This window comes from Stenotrophomonas sp. STEN046, from assembly GCF_056759755.1.
Genome location: NZ_JBRRDR010000027.1, coordinates 1 through 25,943, shown reverse-complemented (window position 1 = coordinate 25,943; position 25,943 = coordinate 1). Strand labels below are relative to the sequence as shown.

21 protein-coding genes are annotated in these 25,943 nt (G+C 66.6%); 8 read left to right on the top strand and 13 right to left on the bottom strand.

Features of this window, described 5'->3' with window-relative positions:
- Nucleotides 1-4 precede the first annotated feature (4 nt).
- Nucleotides 5-1,159, bottom strand: a complete 1,155-nt coding sequence (locus ACVOLJ_RS13370; protein ID WP_475279822.1) for an efflux RND transporter periplasmic adaptor subunit — start codon at nt 1,157-1,159, stop codon at nt 5-7.
- Between the two features lie 132 nt (nt 1,160-1,291).
- On the opposite strand from ACVOLJ_RS13370, the gene ACVOLJ_RS13365 reads away from it, so the two are divergent.
- Nucleotides 1,292-2,008, top strand: a complete 717-nt coding sequence (locus ACVOLJ_RS13365; RefSeq protein ID WP_475279821.1) for a response regulator — start codon at nt 1,292-1,294, stop codon at nt 2,006-2,008.
- The gene (locus tag ACVOLJ_RS13360; protein ID WP_475279820.1) at nt 2,008-3,075 is read left to right on the top strand and encodes an ATP-binding protein; all 1,068 of its coding nucleotides are present in this window, start codon (nt 2,008-2,010) and stop codon (nt 3,073-3,075) included. The genes ACVOLJ_RS13365 and ACVOLJ_RS13360 overlap by 1 nt, the downstream gene beginning before the upstream one ends.
- Here ACVOLJ_RS13360 and ACVOLJ_RS13355 read toward each other — a convergent pair.
- The 3 genes from ACVOLJ_RS13355 to ACVOLJ_RS13345 form a co-directional block, all read right to left on the bottom strand.
- Nucleotides 3,053-4,852: a DUF7844 domain-containing protein gene (locus ACVOLJ_RS13355; protein ID WP_481564310.1), complete on the bottom strand. Its 1,800-nt coding sequence runs from the start codon at nt 4,850-4,852 to the stop codon at nt 3,053-3,055. The two genes, ACVOLJ_RS13360 and ACVOLJ_RS13355, sit on opposite strands and share 23 nt — an antisense overlap.
- Before the next feature lie 40 nt (nt 4,853-4,892).
- Nucleotides 4,893-5,192 (bottom strand): DUF2388 domain-containing protein, encoded by a 300-nt coding sequence (locus ACVOLJ_RS13350; RefSeq protein ID WP_475279818.1) that lies wholly within the window; start codon nt 5,190-5,192, stop codon nt 4,893-4,895.
- A gap of 61 nt (nt 5,193-5,253) precedes the next feature.
- The gene (locus ACVOLJ_RS13345; protein WP_481564309.1) at nt 5,254-6,642 is read right to left on the bottom strand and encodes an FAD-binding oxidoreductase; all 1,389 of its coding nucleotides are present in this window, start codon (nt 6,640-6,642) and stop codon (nt 5,254-5,256) included.
- A 169-nt stretch (nt 6,643-6,811) separates the two neighbouring features.
- On the opposite strand from ACVOLJ_RS13345, the gene serA reads away from it, so the two are divergent.
- Complete coding sequence (gene serA / locus ACVOLJ_RS13340; RefSeq protein WP_475279816.1) at nt 6,812-8,053, top strand: phosphoglycerate dehydrogenase; 1,242 nt, start codon at nt 6,812-6,814, stop codon at nt 8,051-8,053.
- Nucleotides 8,054-8,088: 35 nt separating this feature from the next.
- On the opposite strand, the gene ACVOLJ_RS13335 is transcribed toward serA, so the two are convergent.
- Complete coding sequence (locus tag ACVOLJ_RS13335; RefSeq protein WP_475279815.1) at nt 8,089-8,703, bottom strand: NUDIX hydrolase; 615 nt, start codon at nt 8,701-8,703, stop codon at nt 8,089-8,091.
- Between the two features lie 131 nt (nt 8,704-8,834).
- Between ACVOLJ_RS13335 and ACVOLJ_RS13330 the strand changes: the two genes are divergently transcribed.
- Both ACVOLJ_RS13330 and ACVOLJ_RS13325 read left to right on the top strand, forming a co-directional pair.
- The gene (locus tag ACVOLJ_RS13330) at nt 8,835-10,310 is read left to right on the top strand and encodes an amino acid permease (protein WP_475279814.1); all 1,476 of its coding nucleotides are present in this window, start codon (nt 8,835-8,837) and stop codon (nt 10,308-10,310) included.
- Nucleotides 10,311-10,393: 83 nt separating this feature from the next.
- Nucleotides 10,394-11,821 carry an amino acid permease gene (locus ACVOLJ_RS13325; protein WP_475279813.1) on the top strand — a complete coding sequence of 476 codons (1,428 nt, stop codon included), beginning with the start codon at nt 10,394-10,396 and terminating at the stop codon, nt 11,819-11,821.
- Between the two features lie 263 nt (nt 11,822-12,084).
- Here the strand turns inward: ACVOLJ_RS13325 and ACVOLJ_RS13320 are convergent, their stop codons facing one another.
- Nucleotides 12,085-12,438 (bottom strand): hypothetical protein, encoded by a 354-nt coding sequence (locus tag ACVOLJ_RS13320; RefSeq protein WP_481564308.1) that lies wholly within the window; start codon nt 12,436-12,438, stop codon nt 12,085-12,087.
- A 110-nt stretch (nt 12,439-12,548) separates the two neighbouring features.
- Nucleotides 12,549-13,019: a hypothetical protein gene (locus ACVOLJ_RS13315; RefSeq protein ID WP_481564307.1), complete on the bottom strand. Its 471-nt coding sequence runs from the start codon at nt 13,017-13,019 to the stop codon at nt 12,549-12,551.
- 156 nt (nt 13,020-13,175) lie between these two features.
- Here ACVOLJ_RS13315 and ACVOLJ_RS13310 point away from each other — a divergent pair, with 156 nt between their 5' ends.
- The 3 genes from ACVOLJ_RS13310 (at nt 13,176) to mtnC (ending at nt 15,165) form a co-directional block, all read left to right on the top strand.
- Nucleotides 13,176-13,817, top strand: a complete 642-nt coding sequence (locus ACVOLJ_RS13310) for a methylthioribulose 1-phosphate dehydratase (protein ID WP_481564306.1) — start codon at nt 13,176-13,178, stop codon at nt 13,815-13,817.
- A 91-nt stretch (nt 13,818-13,908) separates the two neighbouring features.
- On the top strand, nt 13,909-14,466 hold the full coding sequence (locus ACVOLJ_RS13305) for a 1,2-dihydroxy-3-keto-5-methylthiopentene dioxygenase (protein WP_475279811.1): 558 nt from the start codon (nt 13,909-13,911) through the stop codon (nt 14,464-14,466).
- A gap of 3 nt (nt 14,467-14,469) precedes the next feature.
- Nucleotides 14,470-15,165 carry an acireductone synthase gene (gene mtnC, locus ACVOLJ_RS13300; RefSeq protein WP_481564305.1) on the top strand — a complete coding sequence of 232 codons (696 nt, stop codon included), beginning with the start codon at nt 14,470-14,472 and terminating at the stop codon, nt 15,163-15,165.
- Between the two features lie 127 nt (nt 15,166-15,292).
- Here mtnC and ACVOLJ_RS13295 read toward each other — a convergent pair whose 3' ends face one another.
- The 6 genes from ACVOLJ_RS13295 to ACVOLJ_RS13270 all read right to left on the bottom strand — a co-directional run bounded on the left by ACVOLJ_RS13295 (nt 15,293) and on the right by ACVOLJ_RS13270 (nt 25,292).
- Nucleotides 15,293-17,911, bottom strand: coding sequence for a beta-mannosidase (locus ACVOLJ_RS13295; RefSeq protein WP_481564304.1), 2,619 nt, complete (start codon nt 17,909-17,911; stop codon nt 15,293-15,295).
- Between the two features lie 166 nt (nt 17,912-18,077).
- Nucleotides 18,078-19,304 carry an AGE family epimerase/isomerase gene (locus tag ACVOLJ_RS13290; protein WP_481564303.1) on the bottom strand — a complete coding sequence of 409 codons (1,227 nt, stop codon included), beginning with the start codon at nt 19,302-19,304 and terminating at the stop codon, nt 18,078-18,080.
- A complete protein-coding gene (locus ACVOLJ_RS13285; RefSeq protein ID WP_481564302.1) occupies nt 19,301-20,296 on the bottom strand; it encodes a carbohydrate kinase family protein in 996 nt (331 codons plus the stop codon). Before ACVOLJ_RS13285 ends, ACVOLJ_RS13290 begins: the two co-directional genes overlap by 4 nt.
- A 7-nt stretch (nt 20,297-20,303) precedes the next feature.
- A complete protein-coding gene (gene fucP / locus ACVOLJ_RS13280; RefSeq protein WP_475279806.1) occupies nt 20,304-21,560 on the bottom strand; it encodes an L-fucose:H+ symporter permease in 1,257 nt (418 codons plus the stop codon).
- A gap of 120 nt (nt 21,561-21,680) precedes the next feature.
- Nucleotides 21,681-22,730 carry a LacI family DNA-binding transcriptional regulator gene (locus ACVOLJ_RS13275; RefSeq protein ID WP_475279805.1) on the bottom strand — a complete coding sequence of 350 codons (1,050 nt, stop codon included), beginning with the start codon at nt 22,728-22,730 and terminating at the stop codon, nt 21,681-21,683.
- A gap of 96 nt (nt 22,731-22,826) precedes the next feature.
- Complete coding sequence (locus tag ACVOLJ_RS13270) at nt 22,827-25,292, bottom strand: GH92 family glycosyl hydrolase (RefSeq protein ID WP_481564301.1); 2,466 nt, start codon at nt 25,290-25,292, stop codon at nt 22,827-22,829.
- Between the last annotated feature and the right edge of the window lie 651 nt (nt 25,293-25,943).

The following is a 25,943-nucleotide window of genomic DNA, read 5'->3' as shown; positions in this document are numbered from 1 at the left end:
GGGCTCAGCCCTGGCTGTTCACGGCGGCGCCGGCGGTGGCGCTGGCAACCGGCATGTGCCAGTCGCGCGGGTCGACCAGCACGCCTTCCTGCAGGCGCTCCTGGCCTTCCACCACCACCTTTTCGCCGGCCTTCAGGCCGTGCCGCACCAGCCATTGGCGATTGACGCTGCCGTCGACCTCGAGCGTGCGGATCACCGCCTTGCCGTCGGCGGCGATCACCCAGGCATAGGCCTGCCCGCCGGCACTGCGCAGCACCGCCTGCTGCGGCAGCAGCAGGGCACTGGCCGGAGCACCACGCGGCACCCGCGCACGCACGTACATGCCCGGCAACAGCTGCCGCCCGGGGTTGTCCACCAGTATCCGCAGGATCACGTCACCGGTGCGCGCATCCACGTTGACACCGGAAAACAGCAGCCGGCCACGCTCGGGCAACACAGTGCCGGCCGCACCGACAATCGTCACCGGCAGTTCGCCATCCACGGCGCTGCGCTGCAGCGCCTGCAGCTGCGAGGCCGGCTGGCGCACGTCCACATAGACCTGGTCGATCTGCTGCACCACCGCCATCGGTTCGGCATCGGCCACCCCGACCAGCGCGCCTTCGGTCACCAGTGCCTGGTCGATGCGGCCATCGATCGGCGCGCTGACGGTGGCATAGCGCAGGTCGAGCTGGCGCCGCGCCAGGATCGCGCGTGCTTCGTTGACCGCCGCCCGCGCCTGCGCATGCTCGGCGCTGGCATCGTCGCGGTGCTGCTGGCTGACCGCCTGGGCGGCAGCCAATGCCTGCAGGCGCTGCGACTGCAGCTGACTGCGGCCCAACGCCGCCTCACTGCGCTGCAGGGCCGCCAGTGCCGAATCAACATCGGCACGGAAGGCCGCCGGATCGATCTGGAACAGCGGCTGCCCAGCGTGCACTTCCGCACCCTGGTCGAACATCCGGCGCTGCACGATGCCGCCGACCTGTGCACGGATCTGCGCGGTGCGTACCGCCGCCACCCGGCCCGGCAGTTCATCGTCGCGCTGCACCACCTGCGGGCCCACGGTAACCACGCTGACACGCGGCGCGGTTTCGACGGTGGGTTCCGGAGCGGAGCAGGCCGTCATGGCCAGGGCGAAGGCGAGGGTCGCGACCAGCGCGACCGGTGTCCTGAAGGTTCTCATTGCTGTGCACAGTGCCGCAGACGCGGCTGACGAATCATGAAGCGGGCAGTGTGCGTGGCGATGATGGGGTTTCGATGGAGGAACTGTGGAGATACGATGGAGGGCAAGCACCTTCCGGCCTTCTGCCCCGTCATGCACGCCTCCCCTGCCCTCGCGGCGCTGGTCCTGATCGTCGAGGACGAAGCAGAGATCGCCGACATCCTCACCGCCTACCTTGAACGCGAGGGCCTGCGCACCCTGCGTGCGGCCGATGGCCAGGCCGCGCTGGACCTGCACCGCAGCATGCGCCCGGACCTGGTGCTGCTGGATGTGCAGCTGCCGCGGCTGGATGGCTGGAGCGTGCTGACCCAGCTGCGCCAGCGCGGCGAAACACCGGTCATCATGCTGACCGCGCTGGACCAGGACCTGGACAAGCTGACCGCCTTGCGGATGGGCGCCGACGACTATGTGGTCAAGCCGTTCAATCCGGCCGAAGTGGCTGCGCGCGTGCGCGCTGTGCTGCGACGCACGCTGCGCAGCACGCGCGTGGACGCGCCCAGCGCCCTGCGCGTGGGGCCGCTGCTGATCGATACCGCCACCCACGCCGTGCATGTTGAAGGCGAAGGCTACAGCCACGAACTGCTGCTGACGCTGACCGAATTCAAGCTGCTGCACTGCATGGCCCTGGCGCCTTCGCGCATCTTCAGCCGCAGCGAGTTGATGCATGAGTGCCTGCCGGAAAGCGAAGCACTGGAACGCACCGTGGACAGCCACGTCAGCAAGCTGCGGCGCAAACTGGACGAGGTGGGTGTCACCCACATTCCAGCCAGCGTACGCGGCGTCGGTTACCGGCTGATGGCCGACCGCTGATGCGCCGCTCCGGGCTCAGCCGGCACATCATCGTGTCGATGTCGCTGATGGTGATCGGCGTCATCGTCATGATGATCCTGTCTTCGTGGCTGCTGTATGCGGTGCTGATCGAGTTCTTCCCCGCCAGCGCGGCCGAGCCGGAGGGCTGGCTGCCCACCGGGCCGGAGCTGGCGTGGATGGTGGGCGTGATCCTGACCGGCCTGGCGCTGGCGATTGCCGCCTCGTTCCGCCTGGCACACCGCATCCTGTCGCCGCTCAACTCGCTGGTGGACAGCGTGCGTGCGCTGGCCAGCGGCGATCTTGGCGCACGCGCCACCGCTGAAGCCAACTCGCCCGGCGAAGTGGCGGCGCTGGTGGACGACTTCAACGCGATGGCGCGCCGGCTGCAGCAGATGGAAAGCGAACGGGTGATGTGGCACGCCGCCATCGCCCACGAACTGCGCACGCCGGTGACGATCCTGCGTGGCCGCCTGCAGGGGTTGGCCGAAGGCGTGTTCCAGCCCCACGAATCACAGTTCCGCAGCCTGCTGGCGCAGGTCGAGGGATTGTCGCGGCTGATCGAGGACCTGCGCGTGCTGAGCCTGGCCGACAACGCTCGCCTGGACGTGCGACGCGCGCGCACCGACGTGGTGGCCGAAGTGCACTCGGTGATGACCCTGGTCGATCCTGCGTTCCGTTCAGCGGGTTTCGTACTGGAACTGGAAACCAGCCGCGAAGAGCATCCCGCACATTGCGACCCGACGCGGCTGCGGCAGGCCCTGCTGGCGCTGCTGGAGAACGCGCGCCGTTACGCAAATGCGGGCAAGGTGCGCATCGCCGTGCATGACACCCCGGCGCATGTGCAGGTGTCGATCGAAGACGAAGGCCCGGGAATCGACCCGGCCCTGCATGCGGACATCTTCAACCCGTTCATGCGGGGCGACGGCTCACGCTCGCGCCAGGGCGGTGGCAGCGGGCTTGGCCTGGCCGTGGTCAAGGCGATCGCCGATGCCCATGGTGGCCAGGTCTACTGCACGCCCGGCGCTGCAGGTGGCAGTCGTTTCGTCATCGAACTGCCGCGCCAGTAGCAGGTGTGGCCGCCGCCTGTTGGCGGACGCGCTCGCCCAATGCGGCAAGGTTGGCATCGATATCATCCAGCTCGCGGCGCTGTGCCGGCGGCAACTGTGCGCGCAGCTGCTGGCGCAGTGCCTGCCAGGCGGGTACGGCCTGTGTGCTCGCGGCAGTGGCGGCCGCTGCAACGCTGGCCTGTTCTTCTGCAGAAGGCAGGCCGTAGCCGCCGTCTGCCAATAGTTCCGCAGGACGCAACCACTGCCCGCTCTGTTCAAGCAACCCCTTCAGACTGCGGGCGCCGGCGCTGTCCGGGTCGGCCAGCAGGCGTCGCTTCAGGGCATCGCGCGCGCGCAGTTCGGCGCGGCGCTGGGCGGCCTGCTCAAGCAGCAACAGGCCGGCGCTGGCACGCACATCGCCCTGCTGCAGCCAGGGCGTGCGCTGCCGCGCCGGCAGCTTCAGCCACGCACCCACGTTGCGCGCAGGCAGCGCCAGCTGGGTGGTTGCCACCGTGAACAGCTGCGCGTAGTGATCCCGCGCCGATGCGAAGTAATAGCCTTGGGCCTGCGCATTGCTGCGATCGGCAAGCACGCTCTGGTCAAGCGCATGCAGGCGTGCCAGGCGGCGCCGCAACCCGCGCGGGCTCAACTGCGCCAGACCGGCTGCGCCCAGGCGGGGAACCCCGGCCTGCAGCAGCTTGGCGGTCTCCACAGCGCAGTTGTTGCTGACAAAGTAGTAACGGCCGTCGTAGCTCCAATGCACCTGCGCGGTACGTTCAAGCAGGCTGGCGATCTCGCCGGGCTGCAGCTGCAACGGCAGCGATTGCAGGCCGCGCAGTTCGACCTTGGTGTACTCGTCCACCACCTGCTGCAGCGGCAGCACGAACAGCCGCGAGGGATATCCCCCGGTGAGGCCGCGCCAGTTGGATATCTGCACGTCACCCACGAATGCGCGGAACGACAGCACACGGTGATGCTCAAGATCCAACCGGCAGTCCGGCCCCACCGCGCGGCCGGGCCGGCAGATCACCAGCCGCAGCATGCTGTGGCCCCAGCGGCTCATCGGCTGTGCGCTGCCTTCGGCAAACAGATAGTCCACCGCATAGACCCGCGCCGGGTCCAGTTGCAGCAGCGAAGCCGCACCTTCCTCCGACTCCGCCTGCAGCAACGGCATCGACGAACCGCATTGTGGTTGCGGCAGCGACGGTGGCGTTCCGAAATGCGTCCGGTACCACTGCGCCAATGCCGGGCGGCGGCAAGCGAACTCGGCATCCAGCACGAAATGCTCGGCGTTCACCGCCAGGTATTCGGCGGGGCTCTTCAGTTCATAGGCATCGGGGCTGCGATCAGCGAACGCGTTGTCGCCACGGCCCAGATGCCAGGGCCTGCGCTGCCAGCCGGCAAGATCGCGCCAGCGCGCACTGCGCGACCAGTGCGTGCTGTGGCGGTCAGCCACGTGGGTCAGTTCGTGCACCAGCGCACTGCGGCGCGCGCGTCGTGCACCGGGCATGCCATCGTCCAGCAGGTCGCGGCGCAGGGCGATACGCCCGGCCAACGCCCTGCCGTGCACATCGGCCGGCAGGTCATCGCGCCAGGCCACCTGTACCAGCGCGGGCAATGCACCGAGCAGGCCATCGGGCAGCAACGCCTGCACATCGGCCAGGATTTGCCGGGCGAGCTGTTGCTGGCCTGGGGTCAGCCCATCGGGATCCAGTTGCAGACGGTCGCTGGCATGTGCGGCAGGAACCGCCAGCAGTAGAGCCAGGCCATGCCTGGCTGCGTTCCGCACGGATTTCATGAGATTGCCGATCAGCGGCAGGCCCTGCCCGGATGGGCGATCAACGCGCCAGCAGCGCGCGGGCCAGTTCCAGGTCGCTCTGCTGCTGCGCGACCTGGTTCTGCTCGCGCAGGTGCACCAGCGCAGCCTGCAGGCGCGCACCGCGGATCTGGCCGTCGCTGGCGACGAACGCAGCGGCATCATCACGTGCAGCCAGCACCACCTTGTCATCGCCCGAGCTGCTGCCCGAAGAACCCGACGACGCGCCCGTGGCCGAACCGGCCGAGGTGCCGGCAAAACTGGACGCGAAGCCGGCCAGCGGCAGGGACAACAGGGCAAGCAGCAGAATTGGGCGGGTCATTGTCGGAGCTTCGAAAGTTGGGTGGGTGGAGCGTAGCGGCTGCGTGAAGTCTTTGCCTGTGTCAGAGGTCGAACACTTTCCCGGGATTCAGCCGCCCTTGGGGATCGAAGGCGTGCTTGACCGCCTTCATCAGCGCGATCTCGGCCGCGCCACGGGTACTGTCCAAGTAACCCTTCTTGACCAGGCCGATGCCATGTTCGGCCGAGATGCTGCCGTTGAACCGGGCCAGCACCTGCGCCAGCAGCTTGGTCACATGCTCGCACTGCGCCACGAAATCGGCATCGCTGGTGGCATCGGGCTTGAGCACGTTGATGTGCAGGTTGCCGTCGCCGATGTGGCCGAACCAGACCACGTCGAAGTGCGGGTAGGCATCGCCGATCAGCGCCTGGGTCTCGGCCAGGAACGCCGGCATCGACGAGATCCGCACCGAGACATCGTTCTTGTAGGGCTTGTAGCGTGCCAACGCCTCGGTGATGCCCTCGCGCAGGCGCCACAGCTGCGCTGCCTGCGCGTCGCTGGCGCTGATCACGCCGTCGCTGACCCAGCCATTCCCCATGCAGTCTTCGAACGCCGCCATCGCAGCAGCTTCCTGCGCCTCATCGCCTGCCGCGAATTCGGTCACCACATAGTAAGGATGCACCTCATCGAACGGCGCCTGCGCGCCATGCGCCAGTACATGCGCCAGCGCACGATCGGTGAAGAACTCGAAGGCCTGCAGCTGAAGGCGCGCACGGAAGGCGGCAAACACCTGCATCAGCACATCGAAACTGGGCAACGCCAGCAGCATCACATTGCTGGCCGGCGGCGGGTCGGTCAGCTTCACCGTCGCCTCGACGATCACGCCCAGGGTGCCTTCCGAGCCGATCAACAGCTGGCGGAAGTCATAGCCGCTGGAGTTCTTGATCAGGCCCTTGTTGAGCTCCAGCAGTTCGCCATCGGCGCTGACCACCTTCAGCCCAGCGATCCACTCGCGGGTATTGCCGTAGCGGATCACGCGGATGCCGCCGGCATTGGTGGCGATGTTGCCGCCGATCGAGCAGGAACCGCGCGCGGCGAAGTCGACCGGGTAGATCAGGCCGTGCTCCAGCGCTGCGTTGTGCAGGGCTTCCAACGGCATGCCGGCCTGCACCACCAGGGTGCGATCGACCGCGTCGTACGCCAGCGCCTTGCTCATCCGTTCCAGGCTGAGCACCAGCTCACCGTTCGCGGCCACCGCGCCACCGGACAAGCCGGTGCGCCCCCCCGAGGGCACCACGGCCACACCCTGCGCCGCACTCCAGCGCATCACCGCCTGCACCTCTTCGACCGTGGCCGGCAGCGCGATCGCCAACGGCGCCGGTGTCCAGCGCCGCGTCCAGTCGCGCCCGTAGTGCTCCAGGTCGGCAGGATCGGTCTTCAGCTTCAGGCCGGGACAGGCCTGCTGCAGCGAGGCAATGCGGGAATCGGTCATGACGGTCCAGCGCGGTGCGTGAAGAACGGGCAAGCGTGCCAGCGGCGGGCGCCAGCGTCCAGCCCCGCAGCGCGTGGAATGGCTTCAGATGCAACCATTTGCGCACTGCACCATCCGTGCCTCGATCTGGCATAGTGGTCAGCCCCTGTCCCACTGGCCGTGTTGCCCCATGTCGCCGAAGAAGACCTCGTTCCCGAAGCAGGATATCCGCGTGCTGTTGCTGGAGGGGGTCAGCCAGACCGCCGTGGAGGTGTTCAGTGCGGCCGGCTACAGCCAGATCGAAGCGCACACCAAGGCGCTGCCCGAAGACGAACTGAAGGCGCGCATCGCCGAAGCCCATATCGTCGGCATCCGCTCGCGCACCCAGCTCAGCGCCGAGGTGCTGGCCGAGGCCAAGCGCCTGATGGCGGTGGGCTGCTTCTGCATCGGCACCAACCAGGTCGACCTCGACGCCGCCGAACATGCCGGCATTCCGGTGTTCAACGCGCCCTACTCCAACACCCGCAGCGTGGCCGAGCTGGTGATTGCCGAAGCGATCATGCTGACCCGCGGCATCCCGCAGAAGAATGCCGAGTGCCATCGCGGCGGCTGGTCGAAGTCGGCCAGCGGCAGCCACGAAGTGCGCGGCAAGGTCCTGGGCATCATCGGCTACGGCCATATCGGCACCCAGGTCGGCGTGCTGGCCGAATCGCTGGGCATGCAGGTGATCTTCCACGATGTGGAAACCAAGCTGTCGCTGGGCAATGCCCGCGCGGCCGCCAGCCTGGATGACCTGCTGGCGCGCGCCGACATCGTCACCCTGCACGTGCCTGAAACCCCGTCCACGCAGTGGATGATCGGCGCCACCGAACTGGCGAAGATGCGCCGCGGCGCGCACCTGATCAACGCCGCACGCGGCACCGTGGTCGACATCGACGCGCTGGACGCCGCACTGGCCAGCGGCCACATCGGCGGCGCGGCACTGGACGTGTTCCCGGTCGAACCCAAGGGCAATGGCGATATCTTCGAATCGCCGCTGACCCGTCACGACAACGTGATCCTGACCCCGCACGTCGGTGGCAGCACGCTGGAGGCACAGGACAACATCGGCATCGAAGTGGCCGCCAAGCTGGTGCGCTACAGCGACAACGGCAGCACCCTGTCGGCGGTCAACTTCCCGGAAGTGACCCTGCCCGAGCACGCTGACAGCCTGCGCCTGCTGCACATCCACCAGAACGTGCCGGGCGTGCTGTCCAGGGTCAACGAGATCTTCTCGCGCCACAACGTCAACATCGACGGCCAGTTCCTGCGCACCGACCCGAAGGTGGGCTACGTGGTGATCGACATCACTGCCAGCGAGGAGCAGGCCAGCGCCGTGCGCGACGAACTGGCCGCGATTCCGGGCACCCTGCGCACGCGCATCCTGTATTGACCGAGGCGTCGCCGGGCATGGCCCGGCGGAATGCATCAACGCGCCAACCACCGGCGCGCCATGCGCTGCATCGATTCGTCCGATTCCGGGTCGGCCGCCACCTCTTCGACCGGCCGCCAGGCCAGCTCCAGCGATTCTTCGCTGAGCACGAAGGCTTCGCCTCCCACGGCGCGGATCACGAAACGCACGTCGTAATGCCAGTGCCCTGGCACGTCCTTGCGTTCGGGAATCCAGTGCTTGTCCAGGTCGAAGATCGCCAGGTCTTCCAGCACCAGGCCAGCCAGCCCGGATTCCTCTTCTGCCTCCTTCAGCGCCACCCTGGCCAGGTCACGATCGCCATCGGCGTGCCCGCCCAGCTGCAACCAGCGCTGCAGCTTGCGATGGTGGGTCAGCAGCACGCGCTGGCCGTCGGCGCTCACCAGCCAGCAACTGGCGGTGAAATGGCCGGCCAGGCGCTCGCGGCGGAACGCATCCTGCTCATCATCGATCAATGTGCTGAATTCGGCAGCCAGGGCGTCGTGGTTGGGTGCGTGGACAGCGTATTCCTGCAGCAGCGTGCGCAGGTTGCCATCTAGTGCAGCAAGGGTTTCAGCGGATTCGCTCATGAATGGGCGCCATTCGGGAAAATACTGTCCATTATCGCGCCTCATTGTTGCGATGATGCTTGTGTGGTGGCTTCAGCTTTGGCTAAGGTACAGCGGGCCGCCCGCGCGGCGCACCACATCAGGACCGGCGGCAACGCATCGCCGGCCCCACCCACCGATCTTTAGGGAAGTACTGCATGCTGAAAGCTCTGTTGAGGGTCAAGCCGGTCGAACCGGCCGGGCACGTCGATGCTGGCGAACCCATCGAAGGCAGCCTGGATGGCGAAGCCACGTTGAAACGGACCCTCACGGCGAAACACCTCATCCTGCTTGGCGTGGGTGCGGTGATCGGTGCAGGTATCTTCGTGCTGACCGGCCAGGCGGCCGCCAACCATGCCGGCCCCGCCGTCATGCTGTCGTTCGTGATCGCCGGCTTCGCCTGCGCGCTGGCCGGCCTGTGCTACGCCGAGTTCGCGGCGATGATGCCGGTCTCCGGCAGCGCCTACTCGTACTCCTACGCCACGCTGGGCGAAGGCATGGCCTGGTTCATCGGCTGGTGCCTGGTGCTGGAATACCTGTTCGCATCGGCCTCGGTCGCCGTCGGCTGGTCGGCGTATCTCATCAGCTTCATCACCACCACGCTGCACATGCCCTTCCCGGATGCCCTCAGCGCGGCACCGATCGCCTGGGAAGGCGGCCAGTTCGTTGCCTCCGGCAAGCTGTTCAACCTGCCGGCGGTGCTGATCGTCGCTGCGGTGTCGGGCCTGCTGTACGTGGGCGTGACCCAGTCGGCGTTCGTCAACGCGATCATCGTGGCGATCAAGGTCACTGTCATCTGCCTGTTCATCGGCATCGGTGCCGCGCATGTCGACCCGGCCAACTGGCAGCCCTTCATTCCGCAGAATACCGGCGTGTCCGGCGAATTCGGCTGGAGTGGCGTGTTCCGTGCAGCCACCATCGTGTTCTTCGCCTACATCGGCTTCGATGCGGTCTCCACTGCAGCCGGTGAAACCAAGGACCCGCAGCGCAACATGCCGATCGGCCTGCTTGGCTCGCTGGCGGTGTGCACCATCGTCTACATCATCGTCTGCGCGGTGCTGACCGGCATGATGCCCTACCACCTGCTGGGCACCGACAAGCCGGTGGCCACCGCGCTGGAAGGCTACCCGCAGCTGGCCTGGCTGAAGACCGCTGTGGAGATCGGCGCCATCGCCGGCCTGTCCTCGGTGGTGCTGGTGATGATGATGGGCCAGACCCGCATCGCCTACACCATTTCCCGCGACGGCCTGCTGCCGAAGTTCTTCGGCAAGGTCCATGCGCGCTTCCGCACGCCCTATGTCGCCACGATCGTGGTCGGCGTGGTCGCCGCGGCCCTGGCCGGCATGGTGCCGCTGAACGTGCTGGGCGAGCTGGTGTCGATGGGCACGCTGCTGGCCTTTGCCACGGTCTGCATCGGCGTGCTGGTGCTGCGCTACAGCCGCCCCGAACTGCACCGTCCGTTCCGCGTGCCGATGGTGTGGATCATCTGCCCGCTGGGCGCAGCCACCTGCCTGTTCCTGTTCTGGCAGGCGTTCGTGGTGCATTGGCACCTGTTCGTCGGCTGGACCGTGCTGGGCCTGCTGATCTATCTGGGCTACGGCATCCGCAACAGCAAGCTGGCCAAGTCCGCCTGATCCGCCTACGGGCCGGCCCTGCGCCGGCCCGTCCGCTTTCTCCCGTGCGCCGGTTGCGGCGCGCTTCGACAAGACCACCACACATGCTCAAGCAACTCTGGGCCACCAAGCACCCGCATGCCGCCCATGAAGACGCCAACGGCCTGAGCCTGCGTCGCCATCTCGGCCCCTGGGGCCTGACCGCACTGGGCATCGGCGCGGTGATCGGCGGCGGCATCTTCGTCATCACCGGCCAGGCCGCCGCCAACCATGCCGGCCCGGCCATCATGCTGTCGTTCGTGCTGGCCGCCATCTGCTGCGCATTCTGCGCACTGGCCTATGCCGAGTTCGCCTCGATGGTGCCGGTCTCCGGCAGCGCCTACACCTATACCTATGCCACCTTCGGCGAACTCTCGGCCTGGTTCATCGGCTGGATGCTGGTGCTGGAGTACGGCGTCTCGGCCTCGGCGGTGGCGGTCAGCTGGACCGGCTATTTCCTCAGCCTGCTCAGCCAGTTCGACATCCATCTGCCGGCGGCACTGGTCAGTGCGCCACTGGATGCGCAGCTGCGCCCGACCGGCGCGATCGCCAACATCCCCGCCGCCATCCTTGTGCTGCTGCTGACCTGGCTGTGCTACGTCGGCATCAGCAAGTCCTCGGCGATGAACATGGCCATGGTCATCCTCAAGACCGGGCTGATCGTGCTGGTCATCGTGGTTGGCTGGAAGTACATGGACACCAGCAACTGGACGCCGTTCATCCCGGCCAACGAAGGGCCCGGCAAGTTCGGCATGGAAGGCGTGCTGCGCGGCGCGGCGATGGTGTTCTTCGCCTACATCGGCTTCGAGGCGGTCTCGGTGGCGGCACAGGAGTCGAAGAATCCGCAGCGCGACATGCCGATCGGCATGATGCTGTCGCTGGCCATCTGCACCGTGCTGTACATCGCGATGGCGGCGGTCATGACCGGGCTGGTGCCGTACCAGCTGCTGGGCACCGATGAGCCGGTGGTTACCGCCGTGGCGGCCCATCCGCAGCTGGGCTGGCTGCGCTGGGTGGTGGAGATCGGTGCATTGATCGGCCTGTCGTCGGTGGTGCTGGTGATGATCATCGGCCAGCCGCGCATCTTCATGATCATGGGCCGCGACGGCTTGTTGCCGCCGGTGTTCACCAAGATCCATCCCAAGTACCGCACGCCGCATATCAACACGGTCATCACCGGCATCGGCATCGCGCTGCTGGCAGCGCTGTTCCCGCTGGACATCCTTGGTGAGCTGACCTCGATGGGCACGCTGATCGCGTTCGCGGCCGTGTGTGCGGGCGTGCTGATCCTGCGCCGCACCCAGCCTGACCTGCCGCGTCCTTTCCGCATCCCTGCCGCCTGGCTGGTCTGCAGCCTGGGCGTCATCAGCTGCCTGGCGCTGCTGTCGGCGATGACGCTGCACAACTGGATGCTGATGGGCGTGTGGACGTTCGTCGGCTTCGTGATCTATTTCTTCTATGGCTTCAGGCACAGTCGCTTGCGCGGGAAGTAAGGGGTTTTGTATTGCGGGGCCTGCGGCCCTGCACCCGCTGCAGCAGGAGCAACGGCAAAAGCTGGCCTGTTGGGTTGGCGGGCAGGAGTGAGATTGCGGGGGACGCTGCAAGTGCGTCCTCGTAAGCCCGGTCGCCGCATCCGTGCGGCTCACGCCCCCGCAACCTCCCCCTGCCCGCCCCCGGCAGTCTCCCGGCGCGTCCGGTAGATCCACGCCATGCGTGGATGATGGTCATTGCCAACGAGAAAAGCTCCCCAGGATGATCATCTGCGACCAAACCAGATGGTCTTCTGTATCCAGCCGGCCCCACCCATGCAGCCCATGAAGTGTTCGTAATTTTCCTTGGCGTTGACGTCCAAGGTGTAGCGTTCGGTCTTGGGCATCATCATCTTCTTGTACTTGCCGTCCACATCGCAGGTCTCGCCCTGCTTGCAGACCGTCAGCACTTCGACATACTCGGTGCTCTCGGCAACTTCCATCTTCTCCGGCCACTTCTCGTTGGCCTGTGCCCTACAGCGCCACCGTGACTCATCCAGTGGATCGGCATGATTACTGAAGCGGACCCATTCGGTCGCACAACCGCCGGTCAACAGCGCAAGCCCCGCAACAACGGCCATTCGCATCCACGTCCTCATCTTCTTTTCCCTGCTAAATCGCGGTGTCAATGCGCCGCTTCCGGTTTCGTAGCAATCGGTCGAGCAACTGTAGTCCGCTGTACCGGCCTCGGCTAGCGGCGGTTGAACCAGATGAGCTGCTGCTGCCAGCCGGCACCGGCCATGCAGCCGTTGAACTCGCTACTGCGGTCGGCCGCGTTGACGTCCACGATGTAACTCTCCTCTTTCGGCATCGGCACCAGGTTGTACTTGCCGTCGATGGCGCAGACTTCATCAAGCCTGCAGGGCACCTTGCGGTCCTCGTAGACGGTGCGCGTGGCCACCTCGTTTCTCACCGGCCAGTGCTCGCCAGCCTGGACTCTGCAACTTGAGTGGCTGGGGCCGAATGGCCGCGCACCCGCATCCATCCTTACCCATTCCATCGTGCAGCCGCTGCAGACCAGCACGATGCCGATCACCCCCATTGTCCCCATCGCGCGCGCGATCATCGAATTACTCCTGTCCTTGGCGCTCGCCAGAATAGTTGCGGCAATCCGATGATGTTTCGCAGCACAAAAGCTGTCCACGACCGGAATCGCTTCCACTGAACTGCCGTTCTTCCCCATTCAGCCAGCGCTGTGCCTGCCTCGATCCAAATCCTCCCGACCCTGAGGCAACACACTGCCGCGCTTTGCCCGCGCAGCAGGCCAGCCGCCGCTGCACAGGTCCAGCGACGATCCGAATCCAGTAAAATCGCTCCCATGAACGCCCCCACCTTCCCCTACGACACCGCGCGCCTGAGCGAACTGGCCCAGCTGCTGATCGACAACGTCCGCGAACTGGCCCACGCCGGCTGGACCCCGGCCACCAGCAGCAACTTCTCCCACCGCCTGGATGACCGCCACGCCGCGATCACCGTGTCCGGCAAGGACAAGGGTCGGTTGATCGAGGACGACATCATGGTGGTGGACTTCGACGGCCAGGCCGTCGGCCGCCCGCTGCGCCCGTCCGCCGAAACCCTGCTGCACACCCAGCTGTACCGTCGCTTCTCCGAGGTCGGCTGCGTCCTGCACACCCACTCGCCGGTGCAGACCATCGCCTCGCGCCTGTACGCGCCGCAGGGCCACATCCGGGTGGAAGGCTACGAGCTGCTGAAGGCCTTCGCCGGCAACAGCACCCATGAAATGGCCATCGACATCCCGGTGTTCGCCAACACCCAGGACATGAACGTGCTTTCGGCGCAGGTCGACGCGCTGCTCGACACGCAGCCCCTGTGGGGCTATCTGATCGATGGCCACGGCCTGTATGCTTGGGGCCGCGACATGGCCGAGGCACGCCGGCACATGGAAGCCTTCGAGTTCCTGCTGCACTGCGAGCTGGAGCTGCGCAAGCTGCGCGGCTGATACCGGCAGGGGTGCAGATTCCAATCGGGAATCTGCCGCCCGCCATCTCCCTGCTACCCTGTCTTCCCCCCGAGACGTTCAAGCTGCCGCCATGAGCCGACTGCGCATCTACGACGATACCCGCCCCGACGCACCGCTGCTGGATACCCAGGACGGCGCGGTCATCGCTGCCGAACTGCAGAAGATCGGCGTCACCTTCGAACGCTGGCAGGCCACTGCACCGGTTGCCCCGGGCGCGAGCCAGGATGAGGTGTTCGCCGCCTACCGCGCCGACATCGACCGCCTGGTCGCCGAGCACGGCTTCAAGAGCGTGGACGTGGCCTCGATCGCCCCGGACAACCCGAACCGCGCCGAACTGCGGAAGAAGTTCCTCGACGAACACTTCCACAAGGAAGACGAGGTGCGCTTCTTCGTCGCCGGCTCCGGGCTGTTCACCCTGCACGTGGACGACAAGGTGTACGAGATCGAATGCGTGAAGGATGACCTGATCGCCGTGCCCGACGGCACCACCCACTGGTTCGACATGGGTGATGAACCGAGCTTCGTGGCGATCCGCTTCTTCACCGAGCCGGATGGCTGGGTCGGTCATTTCACCGGCACCGACATCGCGCAGAAGTTCCCCCGTTACATTCCGACCCAGGCGTCCTGATCCATGCAGCCCCGCGTCATCCTGACTGATATCGAAGGCACCACCAGCAGCATATCGTTCGTCAAGAACGTGCTGTTCCCTTACGCACGCCAGGCGCTGCCCGGCTTCGTGGCCGAGTATGGCCAGCAACCGGAGGTGCGTCGCTGGCTGGATCTGGTGGCTACCGAGATCGGCGGCGCCTGCCAGGACAGCCTGGTGGCCGAGACGCTGCAGGGCTGGATCGACCAGGACCGCAAGCACACTGCGCTGAAGGCGCTGCAGGGCCTGATCTGGGATGCCGGCTACCGCCGCGGCGACTACACCGCGCACTTCTATCCGGAAGTGGCGCCGGTGTTGAAGGGTTGGCACGCCGCAGGGCTGCCGCTGTATGTGTACTCCTCCGGCTCGGTGCCAGCGCAGAAACTGTTCTTCGGTTTCAGCGATGCCGGCGACCTCAGCCCGCTGGTGTCGGGCTGGTTCGATACCGAAGTCGGTGGCAAGCGCGAGGCGGACAGCTATCGGCATATCGTGCAGGCCATCGGCGTGCCGGCGGGCGAGATCCTGTTCCTGTCCGATGTGGTGGAAGAACTGGATGCCGCCCGTGAGGCCGGCCTGCAGACGCGCCTGATCGACCGTCTGGACGACTATGCGATGCCGCGTATCGGCGCCGCCGCCAACGGTCACAAGCGGGTCGAGAATTTCCAGCAGATCCAGTTGTAAGCGCGATCTGCTGCGCTCGCCGGGCATGGCCCGGCGCTACCGACGCGGTCTTGGGTAGATGCCAACCTTGGTTGGCATGCTCCTGGTGTGCCAACCAAGGTTGGCACCTACCAAAGCGGAATACCCCTCAACGGTCGTTGAGGGTCTTCACCTTCAAGGCCTCGCGCAGGGTGGCCAGATCCACCGGGCCACGCACGGCGATATCACGGGTTTCGCCCGGCAGCAGATCCAGCAGATTGTCTTCCACCCGTACATCCAGCGCACCGAAATCGATCCAGGCCGAGCGTACGTAAGCGGTGCTCCGCAGCTGCAACCGATAGTGATCGCCATCGATGGCAAGCGTGGCCTGCAACGGCTGCCGCGGCAGCACCTGGTCCTTGGCCTCGACGAAGCCGACCACCTGACGCGCACTGACCCGCCCCCCCTGCAGCAGTTCGAACACCGCAACGGTGCGTGCGGGGTCGGCGCCCGCCAGCAGTTCGGCATCGCTGTAGCTACCGATATCGGTCACGCCAGCCGGTGCAAGCGTCACTGCCTGCTCGCGCCGGCGCAGTACCTTGCCCTGCATGTCCATTACCCGCAATCGCCAGCGTGCGGCACCTTCGGCACCATCATTGATCAGGCGTACGCGGGTCTGTCCCTCGTCGCGCAGCGCGGCCACGGTGACCGGCGCGAAGAATCGCCGCGCGGCAAAATGCAGCGCCTTCCAGCGGCCGAAGTAGTCCACGCTGGACCACGACGCACCCGGCCAGACATCGTTGAGCTGCCAGTACAGCGAGCCCATCGTGTACGGCCGCGACGCGCGATGATGCAGTGCTGCCAGGGCGATTCCATCGGCCTGCATCACCTGGCTCAGGTAGACGAAATCCTCGAAGTCCTTCGGCGTGCCGTAGCCCATCTCGATGTAGTGCAGGAGGCGGCTGTTGCCTTCGCCGGCCATGAACTTCTGGTGCGCGCGGATCACCGTGCTGTCGATGCGCTGCTCGGCACGGGTGGCGATCTGGTCGACCGTGGCCACCGCCGGCCATGCCTGCAGGCCGTACTCGGACATGAAGCGTGGCGTCTCGCGCAGATAGGCCTGCACCGGCAACGCCGGATTGCCCCACACCTGCCAGTAGTGCTTGTCGCCACGGGTGGAATCGTTGGCCTTCTCATCCAGATCGTTGCTGGGCGAGCTGGACCAGTACGGCACACCCAGGCCTTCCTCGCTGACCACCTGGCGCAGGTCATTGCCGAACAGGTCGACATAGCCCTGCCAGACCTTCGCTGCGAAGGCCGGATCGGCCGCCTTCAGATCGCGACCGTGGCCCCAGTCCTTCCAGGCGGTTTCCTCTTCGTTGTTGCCACACCACATTACGATGCTGGGGTGATGGCGCAGGCGACGCACGTTGTCACGCGCCTCGGCCACGACGCTGGCCCGGAAGGCAGGGTCGTAGCCCGGCTGCATGCCGCCACCGAACATGAAGTCCTGCCAGACCAGCAGGCCCAGCTCGTCGGCGATGTCGAAGAAGGCATCGTCCTCGTAGTAACCGCCGCCCCAGTTGCGCAGCATGTTCATGTTGGCATCGCGTGCGGCCACCAGCACCTGGCGCAGGCGCGCGGCGTCCACGCGCGCCGGGAAGGCGTCGAACGGAATCACATTCGCGCCCTTGGCGAAAACAGGCACGCCATTGATGACGAAGGCAAAGCCCTGCCCGCCCCTGTCGTCCTTCTCGCGGCGCAGTTCGACCGTACGCAGGCCGATACGCTGTTCACGGGCGGCAACGGCATCGGCACCACCGTCGAGCCTGGCCTTGACCGTGTAGCGATCCTGCGCGCCGTGCCCCACCGGCCACCAGCGTCGCGGCTGTGCCAGTTCGATCGGAATCTCCACGGCATTCTGGCCCGGCGCCAGCGCCACCGTACGCTGCTCGCGCGCGACCGTGCGGCCTTCCGGATCGCGCACCGACACCTCCACCACCGTTGAACCGGTGGCAGCGCCCTGCTCCACCTGCAGCACCGCGGCCAGCTTGGCCTGCGTTGCATCCAGCGCATCGGTGCGCACCGCCAGGTCGGTCAGGCGATGGGTATCCCAGGCCTGCAGGTCGACACCCCGCCAGACACCGGCAGTCACGTAGCGCGGACCCCAGTCCCACCCAAAGTGATAGGCCGGCTTGCGCGCGAAATTGCCGACCATCGCGTCCTTGGGTTCGTCGCCATAGGGTGATGGATAATTGCCGGCAATCCTGTTCGGCATCGACTGCACGCCCGGCAGCAAGGTGCGGATGGGCGAATGGAACACGATCTGGAGTTCGTTGCCTTTTGCACGCAAGCGGCCCTCGACGCGCGTACGCCAGGTGCGGTGGGCGTTGTCGGCACGCAGCAGCGGCTTGCCGTTGAGTCTTACTTCGGCATAGGTATCGAGCCCGTCGAAGCGTAGTTCGGCGTTCGGCTTGGCCAGGGTGGCGGCGTCGACATCGAAACGCGCACGGTATTCCCAATCCGCCAGCCCGATCCATTGCAGCTCGGCTTCCGGGGCGCCGACGTAGGGATCGCGGATCAGCGCATGGGCCAGCAGGTCGGTATGCACGCTGCCCGGTACCGCGGCAGCACGCCACTGCTGCAGGCCCGGATGGGCGGCACCCTGCGCATCGCCCGGCAGCATGCGGAATTCCCATTGCGCCTGCAGCGGGGCTGCGGTTGCAGGGAATGTTGCAGCGGCGATCAGCAGCAGGAGCAGACGGACAACGAGGGGAAAACGATGCACGTGATGCTCCTGTTTCTCTGTTGAAGGCCAAAGCGGGTGCCGTCTCCGCGCGCATGGCGATGCGTTCATCATCCCGGCGCCCGGACCGAAGCGCGGCGCGGCATGGCCCGGCGCTACCTGTGAATCCGTCCTGCGGTAGCGCCGGACCATGTCCGGCGTACCCTCATCAACGCACCACGTTCAGCACTTCGTAGCACGCGCCCATGGTGTGGTAATCCACTTTGCCGGCCGGGCTCTTTTCATCGCTGTACTTGCGGTTGTCGGCATCGAGGATGCGGAACCACGCGCCGTACTGATGGTCGACGAAGTGTTCCCACGAGTACGCCCAGATCCGGTCGTACCACTGCCAGTAGCGGTCATCACCGGTGCGCTGGGCCATCAAGGCCGCCGTCGCCAGCGTTTCGGCCTGCACCCAGAAATACTTGTCGTCGTCACAGACGAAGCTGTCGCCGCCAATCGGCGCACCGTCCATGCCGGGCTGCCTGCGCGACTCGGGCGCGAACCCGTAGTACAGACCGCCGCGCGCCTCGTCCCAGCTGCGGGCCACGGCCACATCGAACAGGTGCTGCGCGGTGGGTACCAGCCAATCCGCCTGCACGTGCCGATCCAGGATCAGCAGCAGCTTGGCCCACTCGGTCTGGTGGCCGGGCTGGAAGCCCCATGGCCGGAACAGGTGCTTGGGATCGTCCAGGTTGTAGTCCCAGTCGATGTTCCATTCCGTATCGTAGTGTTCCCACACCAAGCCACCGGCCTTCGCGGCCTGGCGGCGGGTCATGTTGTCGGCCAGCTGCAGTGCGCGCTCGAGATAGCGCTGCTCGCCACTGGCTTCGAACGCGGCCAGCATCGCCTCGCACATGTGCATGTTGGCGTTCTGCCCGCGGTAGCCGGTGAAGTTCCACTGGCCATCGGCTTCGTCGCGGTACAGGCCGAAGTCGGCCTCCCAGAAGCGCGCCTGCAGCAGCTGCCAGGTTTCATCCATCCACGTGCGGGCTTCTTCAATGCCAGCCTTCAAGGCGCAGCTGTAGGCCAGCAGCACGAAGGCCACGCCGTAGCAGTGGTTCATGTCGTCCTCGACCACGCCATCGCGCAACGTCCAGGCGTAGCCGCCGGTGACCGGGTTGCGATGCACCTCGCGCAGGTACCGCACGCCATGCTCGACGGCATCGCGATACTCGGCATTGCCGAACTCGCGGTACGCCATCGCATAGTTGAAGACGAACCGGGTGCTGCTTACCAGGTGGCGGTGGCCCGCATCGTAGATGCTGCCGTCGTCACGGAAGTAGTGGAAGAAACCGCCATCGGGATCGATGCAGCGCGGGTGATAGAACGCCATCGTGTCGGCGATGTGCGCGCGCAGGAAGTCCGGCGAACGGAAGTCGGGCGAAGTGCTCATGCGGGGATGTCCTGTGTCTGCAGCAGCTGCTGCACTTCATCAAGCGAGGGCATGGCGGCGAACGCGCCCTTGCGGGTTACCGCCAGGGCACCCACGGCCGCACCGAAGCGCAGCGTGGCGTCGATGGCCTGCGGGTCCTGGCAGAACGCGGCAAAGCCGGCACCGGCGCCGCCCCGCTGCAGCAGGCCGACCAGCACGCCACCGACGAACGCGTCGCCTGCAGCGGTGGTATCGACCGTGGCGACGCGGAAGCTGGTGACCTTGCCCTGCGTCTGCCGGGTGTGCCAGTGCAGCGTTGCTGCACCATCGGTCACGATCACCCAGCGTGCCTGCGCGGCCAGCAGGCGGCGCAGCACCAGCGCCTCGCCGTCATCGCCAAGCGGCGCGGCCAGGTACTCCAGCTCCTCACGCGACAACTTGACCAGGTCGGCACGTTCCAGCGCCTGCCACAGCCGCGGCGTCGGGTCCTCGTTCGCCGGCCACAGCGCCGGGCGCAGGTTGAGGTCCAGGCTGACCACCGCGCCTGCCGCGCGCGCGCGATCCATGCCGGCGAAGGTTGCCTCGGCGATCGCCGCTTCGGTCAGGCTGTTGGAACAGACGTGGAAACACTGTGCGCCATCGAAGCAGGCGGCCTTGAAGTCGCTGTCACGGAACAGCAGGTCGGCAGCCGGCGGGCGGTAGAAGCTGAAACTGCGCTCACCTGCTGCATCCAGCGCCACAAACGCCAGCGCGGTCTTGGCCGCATCGGTACGCACGATGTAATCGGTGCCCACACCGTGCCCGGCCAGGCTCTCGGCCAGGAAGTCGCCGAACATGTCGCGACCGAGCGTGCCCACGAACTGGGTCTTCGCACCGAGCCGTGCCGCGGCCACGGCAACGTTCGCCGGTGCGCCGCCGGCGTACTGCAGGAACGCACGAGGGGTGTCGGCCGAAGCCGGTGGCTGCGCTAGTAGATCGATCAAAATTTCGCCGAAGCAGACAATGGCACCCATTTCCGACTCAGCCTCCCTGCGTGCGGACAGCCGGCGGGCGCGAGCCCACCAGACCGTAGAAGATGATGTAGACGTAGCAGATCACCGGCAGCACGAAGCTCAGGTGCAGGCCGATGCGGTCGGCCAGCATGCCCTGCAGCAGCGGGATGATCGCGCCGCCGACGATGGCCATGATCAGCAGGCTGGAGGCCTTGTTGGTCAGCGGCCCCAGGCGTTCGATGGCCAGCGAGAAGATGGTCGGGAACATGATGGAGTTGAACAGACCGGTCGCCACGATGCCGTACAGCGCGACCTTGCCGCCCGACGCCAGCGTCACGGCCAGCAGCACCACATTGGCGACCGCGAAACCGGCCAGCAGGCGGCGCGGCGAGAACTTGGCCAGCAACCACGCCCCGGCGAAACGGCCGACCATCGCGCAGCCCCAGTAGGCCGACACGTAGTTGGTGGCCTGCTGTTCGGTCATGCCGCCGATCTCCGGCAGCGCCAGGTAGTTCACCATCAGGCTGCCGATGGACACTTCGGCGCCGACATAGAAGAAGATGGCCAGCACGCCGAACAGCACGTGCGGGTGCTTGAGGGCATCCAGCAGCGTGTGGTGACCGCTATCGGCCTGCTCCGTCGATTCAGTCAGACTGGGCAGGCGGAACAGGTAGACGAACACCGCCAGCAGCACCAGCGCGATGGCCAGCCCCACGTAAGGCCCCTGCACCGACTGCGCCTCGGCAGCACGGTAGGCGATCTGCTCGGCCACCGGCATCGCGCCGATCTCATCGCCGCTCTTCACTGCAGTGCTGAGGATCAGGAAGCCACCAAACAGGGGTGCCAGCGTGGTGCCCAGCGAATTGAGCGCCTGCGCCAGGGTCAGCCGGCTCGATGCGGTCTGTTCCGGGCCCAGCAGCGCGACGTAGGGATTGGCAGCGACCTGCAGCACGGTGATGCCGCTGGCCAGCACGAACAGCGAAGCAAGGAACGCTTCATAGGTGCGCAGCGCGGCCGATGGCCAGAAGCCCAGCGCGCCCACGCCTGCGATCAGCAGGCCCGCGATGATGCCCTTCTTGTAGCCCAGACGGGCCACCAGCCGACCCGCCGGCACCGACATCAGGAAGTACGCGCCGAAGAAGGTGAACTGCACCAGCATCGCGCGGGTGTAGTTCAGCTCGAACACCGCCTTCAGATGCGGGATCAGCACGTCGTTGAGGCTGGTCAGGAAGCCCCACATGAAGAAGATGGTGGTGGCGACCGCCAGAGCAGCACGGGCATTCATGACCGGTGCCTGGCTGCTGGAGGAACCCGATGGGCGGGGCGTTGCGGAGATCGGCATGCGGTTCGCGCCTCGATGCGCGGAAAGTCGTTGTTGCGTGGAAGGAGTGTGCGTTGAAAAGGATCAGCTCGGCCGTGCGGCACTGCTTTCACGGATGCGCAGCTGCACCGGGGCGACGGTGCGCCGTGGCGGCGCGTCCGGTTCGTCCAGTCGCTGCAGCAGCAGTGCGGCCGCCTGCCGGCCACGCTCGCGCGGGTCGGCGGTCAGGGTGGTGAGGGGCGGCACGGCCACCGACGCCTCGGAAATATCATCGAACCCGGTCACCGCGAAGTCGCCGCCGGGGCGGATGCCGCGCGAGTTCAGGCCCAGCATCAGGCCCAGCGCAACGGTGTCGTTGTAGCAGACGGCCGCGCTGGGGCGATGGCCGTCGACGAACAGTTCGTCGGTGCGTGCCGCCGCTTCCAGCCGGTTGGGCGCCGATTCGATCATCCAGCCCGGCGGCAGCGACAGCCCCGCTTCCGCCAAGGCCTGCTGGAAGCCGGCACGGCGCTGGTGGCAGGAGCTGGATTCGGCATGGCCGCCAAAGAACGCGATCTGGCGGTGGCCGCGTTCGATCAGGTGGCGGGTGGCCAGGTAGGCGCCATGCTGGTTGTCCAGGGTCAGGAAGTCCCACTCGGCGCCTTCCAGCTCGCGGTTGAACAACAGCACGTTGGCATTGGCACCCAGCGCCTGGCGCAGCAGCGTGGCATCGCTGCCTTCGGCCGGCGACAGGATCAGGCCCGCAGGGGTGTGTTCCATCAGCGTGGACAGCACCGCCTGCTGGCGTTCAGGTGATTCGCCGGTGCTGCCCAGCAGGGTCACGTAGCCGCGCCCGCCCAACGCCTCGTCCACGCCGGATGCGAATTCTGCGAAGAACGGGTTGGACAGATCGTTGATGACCAGGGCGATGCTGGACGACGTCCGCCGCCGCAGGTTCGCTGCGGCGCGGTTGTAGACATAACGCTGGCGGCGCAGCTCGGCCTCGACCCGGGCGCGGGTATCGACGTTGACCAGCGGGCTGCCGCGCAGCACCAGCGACACCGTCGCACGCGAAACGCCGATGGCACGGGCGATGTCGGTCACCGTCACCGCCTTGCCGGAACGCTTGCTGGAACTGTCGCCGTTGTCGTTCATCGCCTTCCCGGACTCCGCTGGATGCTCAAGACTAATGGATAGCGGTGCTGCCGTGCCGTGCCGTTCGCTGGGTTGCCTCGAACGGCACAGCCCGGATCAGCGCAGCACGCTGCCCGGTGCCGCGCACCAGGACACCGGCAGATCCTTCACCGCCGTGCCCCAGCCTTCGGTCGGCGCCTGCCCATCAAGCGCGAAGCTCAGCTTCGGGCCCTGCTGCAGCTGCTGCCAGCCCAGCCACACCGGCGCATGGGCCTTGCCATCAACCTGGACACCCTGCACGTACTGCAGGCGGCGTCCATCGGCGCCCGGGGCATCGATACGCAGGGTGCGGCCATTGCCCAGCTCGACCTCGACCTTGGCAAAGCGCGGCGTGTGCAGCAGGAACTCGCCGCTGCCCGGCACCGCCGGGTACACGCCGATGGCGCTGAACAGGTACCAGGCCGACATGGTGCCGAGGTCATCGTTGCCGGTCACGCCGTTGGGCGCATTGGTGAACAGCTGCTGCGCGGCAAGTACCACCGCAGCGGTCTTCCACGGCTGGCCGATCAGCGTGTACAGCCAGGGCGAATGCAGGTCCGGCTCGTTGTTGGGGTTGTAACGGAACTGGTTGTAGTAGCTGTAAGGCCCGACCACCCACTCACGGCGCGCGGCGTTGAGCGGATCGGCCTGCAGCGCATCCATCGCAAAGAACGCGTCCAGGCGCCGACCGGCCTGCTCGCGACCATCCATCGCCTCGACCAGGCCCGGCACATCCTGCTGCGCCAGCCACTGGTACTGCCATGCCGTGCCTTCATGGAAACCATGGTGCGAGCGCGGGCTGTAGTGGCCATCGGCCGGGGTGTACCACTGGCCATCCTCGGTGCGCGGACGCGGGAAACCACTGAAGCCGGTTTCTGCATCACGCACCTGCGGGTCCCACACCTTGCGCCAGTTGCGGCCGCGCTCGCGCAGCGTCGCCGCGTCCTGCGCGTGGCCCAGGCCATCGGCCATCTGCGAAAGCGCGCAGTCGGCGAGCGCGTACTCCAGGGTGGCCGAACCACCGTGGTGCGGATCGACGTCCATGCCCTTGGACGGGAATGCACGGTCGTAGACCACGTAACCCTTGTCCAGGTAAGTCGGGTTGCCGGAACGACCTGCGGCGCGCGAGTTCAGCGGCGGCGTGCCGAAAGCATTGCGGCGCAGCGCATCCCACGCCTGCCCTTCGCGGCCCTTGAGCGCACCGAAGCGCCACAGGTCGACCATGAAGGGCGTGACCGGGTCGCCGGTCATGATGTTGGTCTCGAAATTGGCGTAGCCCCAGCGCGGCAGCCAACCGCCCTGTTCGTCGATCGCCAGCAGACTGCGACCGATATCGCGGGCCACGTCCGGACGGGTCAGTGCCAGCCACTGGTTCTGCGCGCGATAGGTATCCCACAGCGAGAAGTACTCGTAGTAGGTCCAGCCATCGGCACGGTGGATGCCGTCGTCATAGCCACGGTAGCGGCCATCGGCATCGCTGCCGGTCAGCGGCTGCAGCAGCGCGTGATACAGCGCGCTGTAGAACACGGTGCGGTCATCGCCGTTGCCGCCCTGCACGCGCACCCGCGCCAGCTGCTCGCGCCAGGCCTGCTGGGACAGCGAACGCATCCTGTCGAAACCGAGCAGCGCGCTGCCCTGCATGCCCTCGGCGCGCAGGTTGTTGCGTGCGCCTTCGGCATCCACGTGCGAGATCGCACTCACCGCGGTGACCGACTGACCCTTGGCGAGGTCGAAGGTGAGCCAGGCGCCGTTCGGCTTCTGCTCGCCTTCCATGCTGTGGCGTGCATTGGGCAGGCCACCGGCCTCGCCCCAGGTGCCATGCGCCTTGAACGGACGGTCGAACTCGACGCGGAACCAGGTGGTGTACTGGTGGCCGCCGCAGAAGCTCTTGGTCACCAGTTTGCCTTCGACCACGCGGTCGCCGACCACGTCCACCACGCTGCCGATGACCGAGTGCCGTTCGTTGGCCTGGCCGACGTTGACCAGCACGTGGCCCTCGCCGCCGCGCTGGCTGAAGGTGTAACGCTCTGCCGCAGCACGGGTGCGCGCGGTGGCTTCGGCGTCGATGCCGCCGTAGCTGGTCAGCCGCACCTTGTAATAGCCGGCCTGGCCGATTTCACCGTCGTGGGTATAGGCCGAGGCGTACGCCTTGTGGTCGAACTTCTTGGGATTGGCGGTATCGAAGTCGCCTCCGGGGCCGATGCTGCCGGTCACCGGCAGGATCGACACCTGGCCGCCCTGCTCCCAGCAGCCCGCACCGGACAGGAACGAATGGCCGAAGCCGCGGATCTTCTCGTCGTCGTAGCGCCAGCCCGAATAGTGGCTGCCGATCGGGCTGACCTGGATCAGGCCGAACGGTGCCGACGCCCCCGGGAAGGTGTTGCCGTCATCCTTGCTGCCGATGAAGGTGTTGACCTCGCGTTCCAACGCGGCGGGCGCGGCCTGCAGCAGCACCGGCATGGCCGACAGGGCCAGCAGGCAGGCCAGCCGCACCAGCGGGCGCGAGGACGGTGGGACGGCGGGAGCGGACGGCACTGGACGCATGTCGGGTTCCTGTAGTCGATGACGCAGAGGCAGACGGCCCGGGCCTTCCGGCACCGTTCCGCTGAGTGCCCGCCTGCATCGGCCAGCAGCTCCCCCTGGAATGACGCCAGACCCACGTGACCGCGGATTTAGATCGATTCAAGTAGAGCATGCAGATTCTGCCAAATGCATTCTGCGGCGCAGCATGAAGGGGTGGAGGCAGGGCTGCGCCCTGCACCTGCCGAAGCCAAGGCAGAAGCAACTGCAGCAGCCGAAGCAACAGCGGGCTTCCTGGGAATGGCGGGGGGGGGGGGGGGGTGGGGGGGGGGGGGTCGGTTCACCTTATTCGGTCTCTTGGCGTCGCGCCCCCCCCCCCCCCCCCCCCCCCCCCCCCCCCCCCCCCCCCCCCCCGCCTCCGACAGATCTCCGCGATCTGTAGATCCACGCCATACGCGGACGCTCGCGAAATTGAATTCGAAATTTCTGAACTAGATCGCGTTATCCACGCATGGCGTGGATCTACCAAAGCCTGTCCATCCGTCAACGGGAAACTGTCGGGGGTGGGGCGGTGTGGGCTGGCAGGACCGTTGGCGCCATGGATGGCGCCATCGAGCCCCCAGGGACCTGTCTCTTATACACATCTGACGCAGCCGACGAAGGCTTAGGTGTAGA

Coding starts and splice junctions, on each gene's coding strand:
- ACVOLJ_RS13370 (WP_475279822.1), bottom strand. CDS start 1,159: ATGAGAACCTTCAGGACACCGGTCGCGCTGGTCGCGACCCTCGCCTTC.
- ACVOLJ_RS13365 (WP_475279821.1), top strand. CDS start 1,292: ATGCACGCCTCCCCTGCCCTCGCGGCGCTGGTCCTGATCGTCGAGGAC.
- ACVOLJ_RS13360 (WP_475279820.1), top strand. CDS start 2,008: ATGCGCCGCTCCGGGCTCAGCCGGCACATCATCGTGTCGATGTCGCTG.
- ACVOLJ_RS13355 (WP_481564310.1), bottom strand. CDS start 4,852: ATGAAATCCGTGCGGAACGCAGCCAGGCATGGCCTGGCTCTACTGCTG.
- ACVOLJ_RS13350 (WP_475279818.1), bottom strand. CDS start 5,192: ATGACCCGCCCAATTCTGCTGCTTGCCCTGTTGTCCCTGCCGCTGGCC.
- ACVOLJ_RS13345 (WP_481564309.1), bottom strand. CDS start 6,642: ATGACCGATTCCCGCATTGCCTCGCTGCAGCAGGCCTGTCCCGGCCTG.
- serA (WP_475279816.1), top strand. CDS start 6,812: ATGTCGCCGAAGAAGACCTCGTTCCCGAAGCAGGATATCCGCGTGCTG.
- ACVOLJ_RS13335 (WP_475279815.1), bottom strand. CDS start 8,703: ATGAGGCGCGATAATGGACAGTATTTTCCCGAATGGCGCCCATTCATG.
- ACVOLJ_RS13330 (WP_475279814.1), top strand. CDS start 8,835: ATGCTGAAAGCTCTGTTGAGGGTCAAGCCGGTCGAACCGGCCGGGCAC.
- ACVOLJ_RS13325 (WP_475279813.1), top strand. CDS start 10,394: ATGCTCAAGCAACTCTGGGCCACCAAGCACCCGCATGCCGCCCATGAA.
- ACVOLJ_RS13320 (WP_481564308.1), bottom strand. CDS start 12,438: ATGGCCGTTGTTGCGGGGCTTGCGCTGTTGACCGGCGGTTGTGCGACC.
- ACVOLJ_RS13310 (WP_481564306.1), top strand. CDS start 13,176: ATGAACGCCCCCACCTTCCCCTACGACACCGCGCGCCTGAGCGAACTG.
- ACVOLJ_RS13305 (WP_475279811.1), top strand. CDS start 13,909: ATGAGCCGACTGCGCATCTACGACGATACCCGCCCCGACGCACCGCTG.
- mtnC (WP_481564305.1), top strand. CDS start 14,470: ATGCAGCCCCGCGTCATCCTGACTGATATCGAAGGCACCACCAGCAGC.
- ACVOLJ_RS13290 (WP_481564303.1), bottom strand. CDS start 19,304: ATGAGCACTTCGCCCGACTTCCGTTCGCCGGACTTCCTGCGCGCGCAC.
- ACVOLJ_RS13285 (WP_481564302.1), bottom strand. CDS start 20,296: ATGGGTGCCATTGTCTGCTTCGGCGAAATTTTGATCGATCTACTAGCG.
- fucP (WP_475279806.1), bottom strand. CDS start 21,560: ATGAATGCCCGTGCTGCTCTGGCGGTCGCCACCACCATCTTCTTCATG.
- ACVOLJ_RS13275 (WP_475279805.1), bottom strand. CDS start 22,730: ATGAACGACAACGGCGACAGTTCCAGCAAGCGTTCCGGCAAGGCGGTG.
- ACVOLJ_RS13270 (WP_481564301.1), bottom strand. CDS start 25,292: ATGCGTCCAGTGCCGTCCGCTCCCGCCGTCCCACCGTCCTCGCGCCCG.